This window comes from Chitinophaga sp. HK235 (assembly GCF_018255755.1).
Classification (GTDB): domain Bacteria; phylum Bacteroidota; class Bacteroidia; order Chitinophagales; family Chitinophagaceae; genus Chitinophaga.
Genome location: NZ_CP073766.1, coordinates 7,560,224 through 7,573,875, shown reverse-complemented (window position 1 = coordinate 7,573,875; position 13,652 = coordinate 7,560,224). Strand labels below are relative to the sequence as shown.

The 13,652-nt window shown below is 46.4% G+C and carries 16 protein-coding genes; 8 read left to right on the top strand and 8 right to left on the bottom strand.

What is annotated here, in order from left to right:
- The first annotated feature begins 302 nt into the window (after window positions 1-302).
- From KD145_RS29180 to KD145_RS29165, 4 genes are all read left to right on the top strand, one after another.
- Window positions 303-1,433, top strand: a complete 1,131-nt coding sequence (locus KD145_RS29180) for an acyltransferase (protein WP_212003330.1) — start codon at window positions 303-305, stop codon at window positions 1,431-1,433.
- A 202-nt stretch (window positions 1,434-1,635) separates the two neighbouring features.
- Entirely contained in the window at window positions 1,636-1,827 is a 192-nt protein-coding gene (locus KD145_RS32375) for an alpha/beta hydrolase-fold protein (protein WP_249219615.1), read from the top strand.
- A 242-nt stretch (window positions 1,828-2,069) separates the two neighbouring features.
- Window positions 2,070-2,930 (top strand): AraC family transcriptional regulator, encoded by an 861-nt coding sequence (locus KD145_RS29170; protein ID WP_212003329.1) that lies wholly within the window; start codon window positions 2,070-2,072, stop codon window positions 2,928-2,930.
- A gap of 94 nt (window positions 2,931-3,024) precedes the next feature.
- The gene (locus tag KD145_RS29165; protein WP_212003328.1) at window positions 3,025-3,528 is read left to right on the top strand and encodes a DinB family protein; all 504 of its coding nucleotides are present in this window, start codon (window positions 3,025-3,027) and stop codon (window positions 3,526-3,528) included.
- A gap of 111 nt (window positions 3,529-3,639) precedes the next feature.
- On the opposite strand, the gene KD145_RS29160 is transcribed toward KD145_RS29165, so the two are convergent.
- From KD145_RS29160 to KD145_RS29125, 8 genes are all read right to left on the bottom strand, one after another.
- Window positions 3,640-4,338: a hypothetical protein gene (locus KD145_RS29160; RefSeq protein ID WP_212003327.1), complete on the bottom strand. Its 699-nt coding sequence runs from the start codon at window positions 4,336-4,338 to the stop codon at window positions 3,640-3,642.
- A 195-nt stretch (window positions 4,339-4,533) separates the two neighbouring features.
- Window positions 4,534-4,728, bottom strand: coding sequence for a hypothetical protein (locus tag KD145_RS29155; protein ID WP_212003326.1), 195 nt, complete (start codon window positions 4,726-4,728; stop codon window positions 4,534-4,536).
- Between the two features lies 1 nt (window position 4,729).
- Window positions 4,730-5,995: an alginate export family protein gene (locus tag KD145_RS29150; protein WP_212003325.1), complete on the bottom strand. Its 1,266-nt coding sequence runs from the start codon at window positions 5,993-5,995 to the stop codon at window positions 4,730-4,732.
- Window positions 5,988-6,596 carry an SCO family protein gene (locus KD145_RS29145; RefSeq protein WP_212003324.1) on the bottom strand — a complete coding sequence of 203 codons (609 nt, stop codon included), beginning with the start codon at window positions 6,594-6,596 and terminating at the stop codon, window positions 5,988-5,990. The genes KD145_RS29150 and KD145_RS29145 overlap by 8 nt, the downstream gene beginning before the upstream one ends.
- 12 nt (window positions 6,597-6,608) lie before the next feature.
- On the bottom strand, window positions 6,609-7,463 hold the full coding sequence (locus KD145_RS29140; protein WP_212003323.1) for a formylglycine-generating enzyme family protein: 855 nt from the start codon (window positions 7,461-7,463) through the stop codon (window positions 6,609-6,611).
- 22 nt (window positions 7,464-7,485) lie between these two features.
- The gene (gene nirK / locus KD145_RS29135) at window positions 7,486-8,937 is read right to left on the bottom strand and encodes a copper-containing nitrite reductase (protein ID WP_212003322.1); all 1,452 of its coding nucleotides are present in this window, start codon (window positions 8,935-8,937) and stop codon (window positions 7,486-7,488) included.
- A 67-nt stretch (window positions 8,938-9,004) separates the two neighbouring features.
- Window positions 9,005-9,082: a c-type cytochrome gene (locus KD145_RS32630; RefSeq protein WP_374223541.1), complete on the bottom strand. Its 78-nt coding sequence runs from the start codon at window positions 9,080-9,082 to the stop codon at window positions 9,005-9,007.
- 258 nt (window positions 9,083-9,340) lie between these two features.
- Window positions 9,341-9,775 carry an Rrf2 family transcriptional regulator gene (locus KD145_RS29125; protein ID WP_212003320.1) on the bottom strand — a complete coding sequence of 145 codons (435 nt, stop codon included), beginning with the start codon at window positions 9,773-9,775 and terminating at the stop codon, window positions 9,341-9,343.
- Window positions 9,776-10,046: 271 nt separating this feature from the next.
- Here KD145_RS29125 and pxpB point away from each other — a divergent pair, with 271 nt between their 5' ends.
- The 4 genes from pxpB to KD145_RS29105 are packed head-to-tail and all read left to right on the top strand — an operon-like array spanning window position 10,047 to window position 13,645.
- Window positions 10,047-10,757, top strand: a complete 711-nt coding sequence (gene pxpB / locus KD145_RS29120) for a 5-oxoprolinase subunit PxpB (protein WP_212003319.1) — start codon at window positions 10,047-10,049, stop codon at window positions 10,755-10,757.
- Window positions 10,754-11,746: a biotin-dependent carboxyltransferase family protein gene (locus KD145_RS29115; protein WP_212003318.1), complete on the top strand. Its 993-nt coding sequence runs from the start codon at window positions 10,754-10,756 to the stop codon at window positions 11,744-11,746. Before pxpB ends, KD145_RS29115 begins: the two co-directional genes overlap by 4 nt.
- Entirely contained in the window at window positions 11,733-12,473 is a 741-nt protein-coding gene (locus KD145_RS29110; protein WP_212003317.1) for a 5-oxoprolinase subunit PxpA, read from the top strand. Before KD145_RS29115 ends, KD145_RS29110 begins: the two co-directional genes overlap by 14 nt.
- Window positions 12,470-13,645, top strand: a complete 1,176-nt coding sequence (locus tag KD145_RS29105; protein ID WP_249219613.1) for an NRAMP family divalent metal transporter — start codon at window positions 12,470-12,472, stop codon at window positions 13,643-13,645. The genes KD145_RS29110 and KD145_RS29105 overlap by 4 nt, the downstream gene beginning before the upstream one ends.
- The last annotated feature ends 7 nt before the right edge of the window (window positions 13,646-13,652 follow it).

Genomic DNA, 13,652 nt, shown 5'->3' with positions numbered 1-13,652 from the left:
ATCGGCGCAAATACTTCATTTATTTTTGTAGTTAGAAATGTACCTTTTTTCGTGATTATAGCTTACCCCTTCGGGAAACAGCAGTTTTTGTACTTTCTCTTTCACTGGCACTTCGTTGGAGTCCCATATTGTAGGGAGTTTAGCTGAAAGTATCATTGCCCAACTGAAGTAGTGAATGAGGCGTTGTAGGAATGGATCTGTCGGGTTGGTGTTGCAACATTTCAACCCCTGATCTGCAACAAATGGATACCCTTTGTATCCCAGGATCAGAGTAGATTTGGTGGCTTAATTAAGTAATGATAATGACAAGGTATTATAAACCAGAACTGGATATCCTTCGTTTTTGCGCATTTCTTTTTGTGTTTTTTACGCATAGGTTGGATCTTGCGCCTATCGATCCGGCAGAATATTATTGGGGCTATCATCTTAGCCTGGTTGGTGTTTTCGGGGTTCCGCTTTTCTTTTTTCTTAGTGCTTTTTTAATTACTGAATTGCTTACTAAGGAGCAGGAGTTATTGGGGACAATTAGTGTTCAATCATTTTATATACGACGAATACTACGTATTTGGCCATTGTATTTCACTTTCTTTTTTGGAATGGTGATGGTTACACAGTTTTCACATAAGTTTGGACAAATTTCTTCCGGGACACAGCTTGCATTTAGTTTTTTTTCCGGCAACTGGTATATTACATTTAATGGATGGCTTGGATCTTATCCTATTAATCCGCTTTGGAGTGTTTCTGTCGAAGAACAACTATACATTTTGCTTCCTCTGGTTATTTTTTTTACAGGCAAACGAGGGTTGCTCATTTTTTCCTATCTGGCATTATTCATAGCGTATGCAGCTGTCATTTATTATGCGCAAAGGCCCACGAAAGAATTTAGCGGCGAATGGACAAATAGCTTTGTGCAATTTCAATTTTTTGCAGCAGGTATCCTTTTCTCCCTTTACCTGAAGGGGATGCAACCTAAATGGCCTGTCATGGCGCGAATTGTAATGTTCATTGCGGGGGTAGCCTGCTGGTTAACTGCATCGATTGTTTGTGAAGTCCATGCAGACTCTCCACATCTTTCAACAATCTGGCAGGCAATTAGTGGTTGGGGGCTGATTCTTACAGGGGTAATACTTTTCTTTTTGTCTTTGTATGGCGCCGAAGAAAAGTTTATGCCGCGGGCTTTGGCCTACCTCGGTCGTATATCTTATGGAATGTATGTTTTCCATATAACGATGTTCTGGTTTGTTTATCAAATATTTAAGAAGGAATTGGATGCTTTCAGTAAATTGATTGGTGCGTATGAGTGGCGAAACGACGTGGGTTTTATAATTGCTTTCATTGCAACTGTAATTATTGCCATGTTGTCATACAACTTTTTTGAGAAACCATTCTTGCGGCTTAAAAGAAAGTTTACATTAATTCTATCAAGAGATTAACTGCTGGCTGTCGCAATGAAACATTTCTTTATTTCGTTAGTATTTATTATTGCCAATCATATCTGCCTGGCGCAGACAGATTCAGCTTTTTTAAAAGCGGACACCGTGCCTGCGTTCCCCGATCCTCCAGCCGGATTTGACGTTCAGCGTAACAATATACCTAAAGGGAAGTTGACAGTTGTTCAATATAGTTCAAAAACTCTTGGAAAACTTCGGCGATACATCAAAAGCAAACCGTTCAGGGAGAGCGGATGGTTTTGCGGGTTATGGGAAGCTATTTGAAGAGGATTTATTGAAAGATATAACTCCTTATATCGATTCACATTATTCCACACATAGTGATCGTGAGCATCGCGCTATTGCAGGTTTATCTATGGGAGGGGGCAATCATTAAATATAGGTTTGCATAATCTGGAAACTTTTGCCTACATAGGAGGATTTTCTTCGGCGACAGTCGACAGGAGCTATTTTTCAGTAATAAAACCTTTCACTTGTCATTTGTCAGCCAAATTTTAAATTCATTACAAATTTAATAGTTATATTATACAAAATACTTAAACGAATCTTTCAGACGTTAGACAAACTGTAAATATCTCATTAACTTGCGTCACTCAAATAATTTTCATCAGCTTTCTAATGGCCGTAAATACTTTACCTGTTAATTCACCTTCATCCAATCAAGACGACGACGAAATTTCCATCATTCGTTACCGTTCAGGAAAACCTGCTGCCAGAGCAATGATAACACTGCCACGAAACCTCATTACTTTTTTGCTCGACGGTGAAAAAACGGTTCATTTTGCAGGTGCACAGGTTAGCGTAAAGCCTTACCAGTTTGTGATGTTAGCTGCCGGAAATTGCCTGATAAGCGAAAAGCTTGCGGCACCCGAAGCTGATTATCATAGCATACTTGTTTTCTTCGACAACAAATTCCTGTCCGGTTTTTTTGACCGACATACTTCATTAATCGACAGACCAGCAAAAACATCAGACCAACATCCATTCCTGCTTTTTGAAAAGGATGAATTCCTAATCAATTTTACCCATTCTCTTGACAGCATACTTATCGGCGATAAACCTGTACATCCTAAGTTGCAAAAGGTTAAACTGGAAGAACTGTTCGTATACCTTGCCGTACAATATCCAGGACAGATCCAGCGTATCAGGAATATGCACTATGAAGAAAATGATGATCTATTGATTCGTCAAGCTGTGACATCGCATATCACTAATAACATAACCGTTCAAGAGCTTGCCTTTTTATGTAACATGAGTCTGTCTACTTTCAAGCGCCGGTTTGCCCGCCTTTATGGCAACAGTCCTAACAGATGGCTGCTGGAAAAAAGAATGGAAAGGGCGGCAGAAATGTTGCGCAAGAGCGACTGCAAGGCGAGTGAGATTTTTTCTGAACTTGGCTATGAGAACTTGTCGAGTTTTATCCAGTCCTTCAAACAAATTTATGGAGTAACGCCTAAACAGTACCAATTATCAATTTGAACGTGTAGCTATACTTTTTGAACGAGTACCTATCGTTCCTGCCGCTTCTTCACAACTAATTTTGATCCATTATCAAAACAATAAAGAAGAAATTATGAACAGGAATTATCTCATTCAGATTGCGAATTACAATAATTGGGCGGATAGTAAAGCAATGGAATGGCTACATCAAATCAGTGATGAACAATGGGAGCAAGTGATCGTCAGCAGTTTCAGCAGTGTCAGACAAACGGCGGTTCACATCGTTAGCGCAGAAAAGTATTGGGTCGATCATTGGACACATATTTCTGAACCGGTATTTCTATCTGCGGAATTCAAAGGCACAAAAAATGAATTACTTGAAATCTGGAATAAGTCATCTGCCGATATCAAGACATTAGTTGGCAGTTATCCAGAAGATAATTATTTACAAACTGTCACTTTCAAATACCCAAGGAACGGCCGTATTGGTCAAATGGTATTTTGGCAAACGGTAGCACATGCCATAAACCATTCTACGTACCATCGTGGTCAATTGGTGACACTTCTGCGCCAGACTGGCTTTATAAATTTATCCTCCATTGATATGGCGACTTATTTTCAGTTGAATAAGAACTGAAACTGACATTCGCCGGGATATAATCGGGAGAAATAATGTTTTTATCTCTTCACCTGAAACTAAAAAAGCCTTCAAGTCATTGGATTTGAAGGCTTTTTTAAGGATTTGTATTCAACAGATCAACAACAACCTACTCTGTCCGGATTTTTCCTTTGGTGCACGGTGAATACAAGGAGGAACCTGACTTTCAGGATGATCAACCGCCAACTTCCATAGATTACCAAGACCTAAGCTTATTGGACGTACACCAGGTTTAGCCTGATAGTGCAGATCAAAGAAATGGTCACTTAAGAATGACTCAAAACCTTCATCTGCTCCATGATATAGTTTTTTGAGTTCATCACGTATTTCCGGAATAAGTACTTTCTTTGTGCCTTGTGAATTTGGCAATATTTCACTCGACTCGCCATAGTAGGTGCATAAAAAGGTATCGGTTGGTATGGGAGAGCGATCTACATGAAATGAATAAACATCGGTTGAAAAAAACGGGTAGGTATCATCCCGATCATAGTAGTTGATCACATTAAGGATTGGCGATGCGCCATGATCTTTCAATGCCTTCAAGTCATTTAAAAGAATTTCACGGGCAAGTTGCCCTTGTTCACTCAACTGAAGTTCACGAAGTTCCTCTTGTTCAATTACCGTTATATTTCCGCTTAGCGCTACCTTTTTAACAATCTCAGAAAAATCACCTATCAGATTACGAGTCCAACAAATCGCATTCATTTCTCCACTAAATGGCGTAGAAACAAGGTCTTGAAAATTTGTGACACAATGAATGTGTTTCTCAGCATGAGATAAATCTATCATAATAGTTAATATAAATATAAAATCATTTGACAACGAAGTACGGAAATAGTAGCCGGTCAATCCCCGCTGGGTCGTATCCTGTCACATAAAATTAGCATGCTTTTATCGAATAAAGAAACCAGCAGCAATAACTACGGATTTTGTTTTGCTGATGATGACCAATAATATGATGATATATACAGACCCTGATTAAGCTTATCCACTGTAAGGCTCCGGGGGGCCTTTCACTCCGATGCAAACATCAGGACCATCATAGACGGAAAGTTGATTCAGTGGACACTGCCGCAATACCTGGACCTGGATGCCCATCAAATCGTCTACTTCTTCCTGCCCTCCCGACTGATAAAAAGGAGTAGTCGTACCGCATGCTTCCGCAACATCCATGTTCATGTTATTCACTTTTCCTGACAGTTTTGATGGTAAATAATTTCGGGTTGATTTGCAATTCCAGGAACATCCAATTGCCGGAGGTGGCATTCGAAACACCTTTCAATCGCTCCATGGTGGACGTAGCGAACATCTGCGAACATCCGCCATTCAACCAAACGAAATCGATAATAGAAAATCCGACGGTGAGATCAAGCTCAGTGCCGAGATAGCTTTTTAACTTTTGTCCGTCTGCAAATAAAGGCGCAGCTGATGAAAAAAAGTGTGGTGTCAGCCGCGCCTTAAAAGCGGGTTTTTCATAGGATAGATTGCCGTATAGATCTGTCAGCCCAACGGAATTAAGATGATTGCCTACATAGAAGTAATCCATATAGCCATTGAACTTATGATTTGTGCCAAACCATGGCGTAAAACTCTTATAACTGGGGCTGGCATCGTCGCCTGCTTTACCTGATAAATATTCGAAACCTGCACCGGTTTGCCAGCCCTTTGCAAACTTGTAACTCAGGTTGCCGGAGCAGTACCAGGCATTGAGGGTCTCCCCTGCGAGCCCGCCAGTTTGTGCGTAGAATGCCGCATCCGCACTGAAGGCATTTTGCTGAAAAGTAATTCGTGGACCGAATGTCTGGTTCCATGCGGTTTTTTCGTGCTGCTCCCGCAAATAAGGAATGCCATGGTTCAGGAACAGTAAGCTCCAGGCGAGATGGTTCCGTTGGCCGTGATACCAGCCGAATTGCAGGTAACGGTACTGCGGAACGGTATAAGGCTCTTTGCTGTTACTTTCCCGGTTAGCGTTGAGTGCAGCGGCGGCGTGAAATGTATGCATAGCCGAAGGCTTGTATTGCAGCAGGACAGCATCGTGACTGCGGGCCTGCATGGTCCAGTCAACGTTACCGAGGATGCGCGCATCGTCGTAATTGAATTCCTGGCGGCCGGCGCGCAATGCCCATTTCTGACGGAAGGAGACCTCCGCCCAGGCTTCATGCATCTGGAATGCGGCATCGGTTTTAGCATTGGTGGCCACATCCCCCCAGATACGCACGCTTTGCGGAGAAATGCGGAGCTTGAGCTGGGGAGAGGTATAGTCGATGATGATGCGGCTGCGCTGCACCACAAAGTCGGCTGCCTTTGCCGTATCGGGTAAAAGGCCGCCATAGCCGTTGCGGTGTTCATACCGGAACCGCATATCTGCGCTGACATCCACCTGTTGCGCAGCTGCTTCGAAAAATGGGATGGATAGCAGGGAAATGAGTAGGGTCTTCTTATTCATTGCCGGCAGTTTTAATGATGGCATCTACAGTTGCCTGGTTGTTGACGCCGAGCCCTTCCTGTTGATGAACGAGGCGGCCGGCGGGATCGAATACACTGATAATATTGGAGTGAGAAAAATCTATAGGTGAAATCTCTTTGTACTTTACTGCAAGTACATTAGCGAATTCCCTCACCGTTTCCGGATTCCCTTGCAAAAAGGTCCATTCTTTCCCGTCCATGCTCTTACTAATGGCAAATTCCTTCAGTTTCTCAGGCGTATCGTGTTCCGGATCTATGCTGACGAGTACATACTGTACATTGTTTTTAGCACGGTCCGGCACTTTTTCACTGATGGCCAGCATATCGGCCACCAGGCGGGGACAGGCAGACTTGCAACTCGTGTAGATCATTACCACTACCAGCGTCTTTCCTTTCAGATCACGCAAATGGATAGTATTGCCTTCTTCCGTCTTCCAGGTAGAAGCCAGGTCAAATATGGAGGCCGCGTTTTTATCGACGGTGGTTTGTTCTTTTTGTACTGGTGGCTGTTGTGGTTGTTTGTTTGTATGACAGGCTGCTGTCAGGAGCAGGCATGCCAAACAATAGAGCATCGTTTTCATAGTTTTATGAATTTATTTCGATACACAACGGAAGCCCTGGTTTTGTACGCAGTAATTCGCTTTGAGGCTTCCCCTAAATGCGAAGCGCATAAACGCTGCGTAGTTCATCAAGTCGCTGGCCCCTACGGAACCGCTTCCGCAAAACATTGAGTTATCGGTAGACACATCTCTCCGCGATTCGCCGGAGAGCATCACTTCACTAAAATCCTCTGTCCATTCCCAGACTAGCCCGTGCAGGTCCATGATGCCCCAGTAATTGGGCGTGGTAAGGCCTACGGACAAGCCGGAGGTATTGGGCTTTTCGTACCAGCTGAGGATATGCTGGTTGTAAGACGTTCTGGCGCGGGCGTCACGCGTTGTTTCATCGGCCATAGCCGCATATTCCCACTGATTTACAGTAGGTAACGTTTTGCCGATAGCGTTACAGTAGGCCTTTGCTGCAAACCAGGAAACATTGGTGACAGGTGCATCTTCCAACATGCCGTAGCCCAGTGTACTATCGTTCTGCCAGCCGGCGAGATAATTGCCATCCGCATAAATACGTTTGATTGCGGAGCGCCGCCATTGTGGGTTGAGCCGCACAAAGGCCAGGAACTGCCGGTTGGTGACAGGGTGTATATCCATTTGAAAGCCTTTAACCATTACCGAAGAATCAGCCTTGCCGTAGAAAGGGACATAACTGCCACCTTTCACTTCCGCCATACTTGTAGTATCTGTTGGAGCAACCAGGATAGATAAGGGCTCTCCGCCTGTACCAGAGGTTGCCGGTGCTTCGATGGGTAACGTGTCCGGTCGCAATGTCAGGTTGGAACAGGAGACGACCAGCGAAGCGCACATGCAGATGGCGGAGAACCCTAAGTTGTTCATAGTATTGGTTAATGGTTAGTATTTAATGTTTACGTTTAGCCGCCACCGTTCCCGGTTTGATTTCCTGTTTCTTGTTACCCCAGCTGGAGTAAACGTATGACAACACATTCGCGATCTCTTCATCTGTCAGCGTTTGGGCTGGCATCACGCCATTGAATTTGGCGCCGTTCACCACGACCTCACCGGTCTTACCATGCAGCACGATATCTATCACACGGCCTGCATCTGCGTTCAGGAAATCGGAGCCGGCGAGCGGAGGAAAGGCATTCGGGATACCCGTACCGTTTTCCTGGTGACAGGCAAGGCAGGTTTTGGAATACACCATCTTACCCATAGCAATCCGCTCTGCGAGGTTGGCAGCTTTAGGTGCAGCCGGGGCCTTCTCGCCGGGCATAGACTGAATAGTACCGCCTTCGGGCTGATAGATACCGTCTGTTTGTTTACCAGAGTACAAATTTTTGTTTTCAGGCCCTGCAACGGTCAGCATACCTAAGGAACCTTTATTGAATGTGCGGGAAATAGAGTGGTCTACGATCACGAAAGTACCTGGCACCTCTACCTTGAAGTCTACGATGGTCGCCCCTCCCGCAGGAATCAGTGTGGTCTGTACGTTCTTGTTGATCAGGTCTCCACCTTCCACGTGCACCTTATCGAAAATTTCTCCGATGACGTGGAATGAAGACACCATGTTGGGACCACCGTTGCCTACGAAAAGGCGTACCGTTTCACCGACATTCGCTTTGATAGCGTTATCACCGGTCAGCGAACCGACTTTACCGTTGAACACCACGTAGTCGGGATGCTCGTCTACCGCCTTCTGCATATCGAAGGGCTGCAGGCCTGGTTCGCCGTTTTTGCCTTTGGTGTAGAAGTCGCCCTGCATGATGTAATACTCCTTGTCTACTGGCGGCAGTCCTCCTTCAGGTTCTACCAGTATAAGACCATACATGCCATTCGCGATGTGCATGGCTACCGGTGCGGTGGCGCAGTGGTAGACGAAAAGGCCTGGATTGACCACTTTAAAGGAGAATACAACTTCATGGCCTGGCGCTACGAAAGAGGAGGCAGCTCCGCCACCCGGCCCTGTCACAGCGTACAGGTCAATATTGTGTGGCAGTTTGTTGTTGGGATGGTTCTTCAGGTGAAATTCCACTTCGTCGCCTATACGGGTACGGATAAAGCTACCTGGTACGGTACCGTTGAAGGTCCAGTAAAGGTATTTCACACCGTCCGCCATCTCTCCTTCTTTTTCCATGATCTCCATGTTGACGATAAGTTTGGTTGCTTCCCGCGAGCCAACGGGTTTTGGTACCAGTGGCGGCGCGGTCGTTTCTGCTACGCTTTGCCCAACAGCTTTGATATCTGCGGGCGGTGTTGTGGATTTTCGGTCTGCATCTTTTTCAGTGCCTGTGCAGCCGCTCAGCAGCCACAGGCCGAGTAATGTTCCAAGCAATGGTTTGATCCTGTTCATCATGTGTTATAATGTTTTAATTCTTTTCGGTAAGGGAGAGATAACATGTTATGGTTTTGCCTCCGGGGCATCATACGTAACCCTCACCCATAATAGTATGGCAGCCCATGCAGTTGTTGGCTTCAAACAGCCGCTTACCTGCAATCACAGAAGGTGTCAGGTTTTTTTCATGCGTTCTATGAGGAATATCTTTGCTGAGTGTATGCCACGACAAGCCAATGAATATAAAGGAACGTAACAATCGTGCCGCCGAGGAAGAATATCCTGGCGCTACTCTTTGTAAGCATGTCAACAGATTTTATAGGTTATGAATACGACGAACCGGATCGGAGCCGAACCGACTATCTATGATTTCAGTCTCCGGCTTAAATAAAAGACATTTTTATCCTGTTTACAATCAAAAAAATCAGTTTTTTAATACCGTCAAATTCAGTGCTACTTCCATGGTCAGCTCATTCACCATCGACTTGCAGAGCATGTGTACGATGTCTTCCTTGATCCATTTGAACTGGCGATGTACCGGACAAGGCTGGTTTTCGGAGCATTCGCTCAGGCCCAGCATACAGTTTTCAATGAGGCCCCTCCCATCAATCGCTACAACGATCCGCAACAGGTTAAGCGTGCTAAGCGTGTGCCCTTCGATATAGAAACCGCCTTTGGCGCCTTTGACGGAACTGATGATCGCACAGCGCACAAGTTGTTGCAGCACTTTTGCTGTAAACGCTTCCGGCGAACCAATGGCCTCCGCGATCTCCCGCACGTTTGACATTCTGCCATCCTTCGATTGCTGCGCAAGGAAGAGTGTTGCTTTGATTCCATATTTACACGCTTTGGAAAGCATCTTGCAGATTTATGACACAAAGATAGTTGCTTTAAAATAACGGACAAATTTGTCTTCTATTTTATTTTATGATTTTTATCAGCAAATCAAACCTGCTGCAGATCACATTATCAGGCCATATAAGGGAATAGACAAGGAATAGCCTGAGCTGAAATTACGCTCGCAAAAAAAGAACCCCTTAAGTATTAGTCGCAATAGCATAAATGGATCGTTGGCTAAAATAATATCGCCGCTGCTGTTTTTCCCGCTGTAAAAACATTATCTTGTTACTATGAATCCTGACTATGTCATACATCCACTTGGAGACAGTGCTGTTATCCTAAAATGGGAGCAGAAAATAAATACGGCGATACATCAGGAAGTAATGAAAACCTTTCATAGCCTCCGCTCCCGGCCATCCCCCTATATCCTTGATCTGATACCGGCATATGCCTCCTTAACCATCGTGTATGATGCGGCGCAGCTCAGGTGCAACGAGCGTATACCGGGATTGCAGTGGATGACGGCCTATATCCGGGAGAAAACAAAAACGCAGGAAACCATCACCTTCCCTGCTCCCCGGGAACTGCGAATTCCGGTATGTTATGATCCTTCATTGGGTCCGGATATAACAGAGATGGCCACCTCCCGGAATGTAGCCATAGCGGATATCATCGCCTGGCATTCACAGACAATATACACGGTATATCTGACAGGTTTCCTGCCGGGATTTCCTTATATGGGGGAAGTATGCGCAGCGCTGCAAACCCCACGCAGACAGCAACCGCGGCTACAGGTACCCGCCGGCAGCGTAGGTATTGCAGGCGTACAGACGGGCATCTATCCGCTGGCTTCCCCCGGAGGCTGGAATATAATAGGGCAAACACCGTTGCGAATGTTTGATCCCGCCAATGCCGATCCCTGTTATTGCCGGCCCGGAGACCGCGTACAGTTCATACCAGTTACGCTGGAAGTTTTCAGACAAATACAACAGGAGCAATGAGCATAGTAGTATTACAACAGGGCATAATGGATACCATACAGGACAAAGGCAGATATGGTTTTCAACACCTTGGGATCAATCCCGGCGGTGTAATGGATCGTATAGCCATGGCCGTAGCTAACGCTCTCATCGGCAATCCGGCTGATGAAGCGCTACTGGAATTACATTTCCCCGCAGGCAAATACCTGTTTGAAGCGTCCGCCCTGATCGCCTTAGCAGGAGCCGATTTCGGTGCTACTGTCGACGGCCTGGCCGTACCACTACATAAACCACTATATGTTCATGCAGGCGCTACGCTGGCTTTTGAAAAACTACGCACCGGAGCACGTTGTTACCTGGCTGTCCGCCATGGTTTTTCACTGACACCATGGCTCGGCAGCTGCAGCACACATCTTAAAGTAGCGCAGGGAGGCTTTAAAGGCAGGGCCCTCCGGAAGGGAGATAAACTACCCTTTAATAAATCACCACAGCCTATCAGTGACAGGCAACCGAAAATATTCCCATGGACAGCGGCCACTGATCACCTGTACAATAAACAAGACACCATCCGCATCTTGCCTGGCGCCTGCTGGGATATGCTGGACGCTCCCTCACAACAACAGCTCATAACCGGCAGTTTCCGGATAGGCCCGCATAGCGACCGTATGGGATTCCGGCTGAGAGGTGCGCCCCTGCACACCCATAAAAAAGAGGAACAGTTGTCTGCCGGCATATGCAAAGGAGCCATACAGCTCCTCCCCGACGGTCAGCTGATCATACTGATGGCAGACCATCAGACTACCGGCGGTTATCCGATAGCAGCACATGTCATTACCGCCGATATACCTGTGCTGGCCCAATATCAACCGGGACAGTCATTGCAGTTCAGTATCACCAGCAGGGAAACTGCAGAAGAAATGTTATGGCAACAGGAAAAGGCTATACGCTACCTGCAGCATGCCAGTCAGTTACGTTTGGAAAAATGGTCGTTACCATATGAATTATATTGATCTTAATTGTGACATGGGCGAAGGGCTGGACAATGACGCAGCTATCATGCCCTTTATCTCCAGTGCCAACATTGCCTGTGGCTATCATGCCGGCAATACAGACACCATGAAGAAAACCGTGCTGCTGGCAACGGAACATCAGGTAGCCATAGGAGCGCATCCCGGATTTGCAGACCGGGAGAACTTCGGACGCAGGGAACAACAGCTTTCAGATCCGGCGCTTTATGACCTGGTGTGCACGCAGATATATGCCCTGCAGATCATCTGCCGCGCCCATGGTGTGCAGCTGCATCATGTAAAGCCACATGGCGCACTGTATAATATGGCCGCCCGTATACCAGCGATGGCGCAAATCATTGCAAAAGCCGTAAAGGATGTCGATAACCGTTTACGTCTCTTCGGACTGAGTAACAGTTTATTGATCAGTGCAGCGGCAGCAGCCGGACTGAAGACCGTCAGCGAAGTATTTGCCGACAGAACATACCAGGATGACGGTTCGCTGACGGCCCGCTCACAACCGGGCGCTATGATTGAAAGTGAAACGCTGGCAGTTAAACAGGTATTACAGATGGTCACCCGGCAGGAGGTGACCGTGCAGTCCGGGAAAATTATTCCGCTGAAAGCAGAGACCATCTGCATACACGGAGATGGTGCGCATGCACTGGAATATGCCCGCGCCATACATGCAGCCTTACTTCATCATCATTTAACTATCCAACATCCGTGAGTAAACAAAAATCTTCCGCCATCATGGGCGCCGCTTTCCTGATGGCCACCTCCGCTATCGGGCCGGGTTTCCTGACACAAACCACTGTCTTCACCTGGCAGCTGGGCGCTGCATTCGGCTTCGTGGTGCTGATATCCATCTTACTGGATATCGGCGCACAACTCAATATATGGCGTGTGCTGGCTATCACAGAACGTCGTGCGCAGGACCTCGCCAATGACCTGCTGCCGGGACTGGGTTACCTGCTGGCCGCACTGGTAGTACTTGGCGGACTGGCGTTCAACATCGGTAATATAGGTGGATGCGGACTGGGTATACAAGTAATCACAGGCATGGATACGACTTATGGCGCACTACTCAGCTGTGGTATTGCATTGTTCGTTTTCTGGATAAAGGAGATGGGATATATGCTCGATCAGTTTACCCGTTGGCTGGGGTTATTGATGGTATTATTGACGATCTACATCGCCGTCAGCTCCCATCCCCCGCTCGGAGAGGCCATGCGGCAAACCGTTTGGCCCTCTGTTATTGATACAAAAACGATCGTTACGTTGGTAGGCGGAACCGTTGGCGGCTACATCAGTTTTGCCGGCGCACACCGGCTGCTGGATGCAGGCATCAATGGAACCCGGCAATTACATCTGGTCAACAGGAGCGCCGTCAGCGGTATCGTTATCACCGGTATTATGCGTACCGTGCTATTCCTTGCCACACTGGGCGTAGTAGCCAAAGGTATTACGCTGGACAGCAGCAACCCGCCGGCTTCCGTATTCCGCATAGTCGCCGGCATGGCAGGCTATCGGTTTTTCGGGGTGGTTATGTGGAGCGCAGCTATTACTTCTGTTGTAGGCGCCGCTTATACCTCTGTATCTTTTCTCAAAACATTTCATCCACTGATACCAGTATATGAACGCTGGATAATATCTTTCTTTATTGTTTTCTCCACCATCATCTTTATTTTCGTTAGAAACCCGGTGCGGCTCTTAATTACAGCCGGTGCATTAAATGGTCTTATCTTACCGGTAGCATTGGCGGTCATATTGATAGCCACGGTAAAAAAGAAACTGATGGGTACCTACAAGTATCCGGTATGGATGCAGGTGGCAGGGTGGTGCGTGGTTCTCACTATGGGATGGCTGAGCGCTGTAACACTGATGGAATGGATAAAGTAATACCTAT

Bases quoted from the DNA above. Each gene is read 5' to 3' on its own strand.
- KD145_RS29125 (WP_212003320.1), bottom strand. From the start codon at position 9,775: ATGCTTTCCAAAGCGTGTAAATATGGAATCAAAGCAACACTCTTCCTT.
- KD145_RS29160 (WP_212003327.1), bottom strand. From the start codon at position 4,338: ATGATAGATTTATCTCATGCTGAGAAACACATTCATTGTGTCACAAAT.
- KD145_RS29110 (WP_212003317.1), top strand. From the start codon at position 11,733: ATGAATTATATTGATCTTAATTGTGACATGGGCGAAGGGCTGGACAAT.
- KD145_RS29180 (WP_212003330.1), top strand. From the start codon at position 303: ATGACAAGGTATTATAAACCAGAACTGGATATCCTTCGTTTTTGCGCA.
- KD145_RS29170 (WP_212003329.1), top strand. From the start codon at position 2,070: ATGGCCGTAAATACTTTACCTGTTAATTCACCTTCATCCAATCAAGAC.
- KD145_RS29165 (WP_212003328.1), top strand. From the start codon at position 3,025: ATGAACAGGAATTATCTCATTCAGATTGCGAATTACAATAATTGGGCG.
- KD145_RS29150 (WP_212003325.1), bottom strand. From the start codon at position 5,995: ATGAATAAGAAGACCCTACTCATTTCCCTGCTATCCATCCCATTTTTC.
- KD145_RS29155 (WP_212003326.1), bottom strand. From the start codon at position 4,728: ATGAACATGGATGTTGCGGAAGCATGCGGTACGACTACTCCTTTTTAT.
- KD145_RS29115 (WP_212003318.1), top strand. From the start codon at position 10,754: ATGAGCATAGTAGTATTACAACAGGGCATAATGGATACCATACAGGAC.
- KD145_RS29140 (WP_212003323.1), bottom strand. From the start codon at position 7,463: ATGAACAACTTAGGGTTCTCCGCCATCTGCATGTGCGCTTCGCTGGTC.
- pxpB (WP_212003319.1), top strand. From the start codon at position 10,047: ATGAATCCTGACTATGTCATACATCCACTTGGAGACAGTGCTGTTATC.
- nirK (WP_212003322.1), bottom strand. From the start codon at position 8,937: ATGATGAACAGGATCAAACCATTGCTTGGAACATTACTCGGCCTGTGG.
- KD145_RS29145 (WP_212003324.1), bottom strand. From the start codon at position 6,596: ATGAAAACGATGCTCTATTGTTTGGCATGCCTGCTCCTGACAGCAGCC.